The 2,524-nt window shown below is 44.0% G+C and carries 3 protein-coding genes; all 3 read left to right on the top strand.

Annotated elements, in window-relative coordinates; all coding sequences use genetic code 11:
• The coding region (locus tag Q0546_RS00300; protein WP_298789493.1) for an AMIN domain-containing protein at positions 1–749 on the top strand (749 nt) is incomplete at its 5' end.
• A 226-nt stretch (positions 750–975) separates the two neighbouring features.
• A complete protein-coding gene (locus Q0546_RS00295; protein WP_298789491.1) occupies positions 976–1,410 on the top strand; it encodes an ankyrin repeat domain-containing protein in 435 nt (144 codons plus the stop codon).
• A gap of 68 nt (positions 1,411–1,478) precedes the next feature.
• Positions 1,479–2,147 carry a hypothetical protein gene (locus tag Q0546_RS00290; RefSeq protein WP_298789489.1) on the top strand — a complete coding sequence of 223 codons (669 nt, stop codon included), beginning with the start codon at positions 1,479–1,481 and terminating at the stop codon, positions 2,145–2,147.
• The last annotated feature ends 377 nt before the right edge of the window (positions 2,148–2,524 follow it).

Raw genomic sequence — 2,524 nt, 5'->3', positions numbered from 1 at the left:
GAGTTATGAAAATCGGTAAAATTTGGCTTTTGGCGCTGGCTTGCGGGCTGGCTTTTGGCAGAGAAAATCCTTTCGCGCCCTCGGGCGACGTAAACGCGAGCATGGCTAGCAGCAACGTCGTGGAAAATTTGCCGCCTTTTGAGAAGCAAAATTTCAAATTTCCCGCCGACGCTAGAAACTTCATCTCCGTCACGCTAAAATACAAAAGCCTCGACGGCAGTATCAAGGAAAAAACCGTCGATATAAACAAAAGCATCTCGTGGCAGGACGAGTTTTTGCTCAGCAAGATCGCAGTACCCGTCGTCGTAGAAAAGCCCGACGTCTCGGTCACTAAAGAGGAGCCAAAAGCCGCCGCGATAGACGTCGCGCCAAAGCCTACCGAGCGCAACATGACCACGCAAGAGCCGCTAAAAGATGTCGTCATAAAGCCACTTGAAAAGCCGCAACCGCAAAAACAAATCGTCTATAAGCAGACGAAATTTGAGATCTATCCGATGCAGATCAAGATCCTCACGACCGACGAGAAGCTAAAGGACTACTCGATCAGCAAAGGCACCAAGGTCGTGATCGACTTCGCCTCGCAAACGGACGTAAACACGAGAAAAGACGAGCTTGACTGCGGCGCGTTTAAAACGGCTCTTTTTGGCTCGCACGGTAAATTTTACCGCGTAGTTTTTGATCTCGACGGCAGTTACAAGCACGAGATCGAAAAGACGCAGGACGGATATCTGCTAAAGCTATCTAGATAAATTTGATTTTTGTACGCCGAGTTTTGGGCGTGTAAATTTGCACCGATAAATTGCTCACGGCGAGGGTTAAATTTGAGCCTTCGCCGCGTTTTTAAATTTGGCTTTTAAATTTAGCCGAATTTGCCTTGATTTATTTTCTCCGCATTCCAAATTTCCCACCCCCAATTTCACTCAAATTTAACCGCCCTTTGGCTAAGATTTCGCAAATTTGAATTAAGGGATAAATTTGAACAAACTCGCACTTAGCCTCGCCGCCCTTTGCCTCATCGTTTTCGTAAATTTTATTTACGAAAAACTATCCGGCCCCACCCGTTTCGTCGTTACCGCCGATACCAAGATAATCCCGGGTTCGGAGCTAAGCAAATACGTAACGCAAGAGGAGATAGACGACTTTGCTTTTAGATACTGGGATATAGATAATCAGATAAAGGATGACGCATTTGCGGAAAATTTCCGCAAACTTTTAAAATCAAAGCAAACGGATCAAATTTTAAAATTTATGCAAGATAACAACATTAGCATAGACTCTCCTGTCATAGACGGCGTTACTCCTTTGATGTACGCTAGCTTTTACGACGACGAAGTCACGGCAAAAAGACTTATAGATATGGGCGCAAACGCTCATGCACAAGATAACTACAAACTCTCGCCCCTGGCATAGAAAACAACTCTACAAAGACCGCTAAGCTACTGCTTGATAGCGGGGTTAAATTTGATGAAGTAAAGACGGTGCAGTACTACATAGATCCTCCGTTTTATAACAACATCGAAAAGCTTATCATAGACGGAGACGACGTAAAGATAATATTTGAAGACAACTATCAAGTTAATACGGAATCAAAAGACGCGGACGAACCTATGGGATATATAGTAAGTCATGGCTACGTAGAAATGGCCAAGCTTGCTCTTGCTAGCGGGTATAAACTCAAACTTCGAGATAGATCCTCCTCGTTTCCCGGCCTAAGAGACGGTAGTTCGCCTTTTAAGCACTCACATTATGCCGTGCTAGATACCATCCCGAACTACGAACCTATGCTAGAGCTTCTTTTAAAATACGACGTCGTATGGCAACCTACTAAAGAGGAGCTAAAGAAGGCGTATGATGAGTGCTATAAAAGCTATAGATGGCACATTGATAATTGGAAAGAGGAAATAGATAAAAATCAGACCATACCCATACTAATACGTATGCCCATAAAAAATGGAGAGAGGTATTGCCCAGATAAAGATGGGGCGTTTAGTGATACCTATATGTTTATACGATGGGCAAACGAAAAAAAGAAACTAAAAAGTATGATAAGTTTTTGGGATACATTAAAAGGCGACCCAACCAAGGTAATTTACATAGATAGCAACCGAAGCAAATCAGACTCAAACTCAAATTTACAAAGCAAATAGATAAAAGGAGATAAAATGTCAGGGAAAAATTTGATAGAGCGGAGCTTGCCTAAAGCGGCGGAGGTCACCGCTGGGCGCGGGAGATTTGACTCCGCGGTTTAAGTAGCGAGGGGCAACTAGAGGCGGCTTGTCGTCAAATTTAGCTTAACGGTCAGTTTAGTCTTGCTACGAGGCGCGGCTAAATGCGCAAACGCCGCAACCGATCTAAAATTTACGATCTGTGCTCGGCCAAGACCCGAATCGTTTGGATTCGTCCGCGCGCAAATTTGAACTCCGCCTTTTAAAACTTCGCTCGGCGCAAATTTAGCTTTATTTTTCTGCGCTTTTGCTAGTTTTTTTTAGCTTCTAAAAACTCCTCGTAGCGGCGATCGATGATC

Source organism: uncultured Campylobacter sp., from assembly GCF_937997465.1.
Taxonomy (GTDB): domain Bacteria; phylum Campylobacterota; class Campylobacteria; order Campylobacterales; family Campylobacteraceae; genus Campylobacter_A.
The sequence above is the reverse complement of the archived record's forward strand: the minus strand, read 5'-3'. Positions and strand labels throughout refer to the sequence as shown.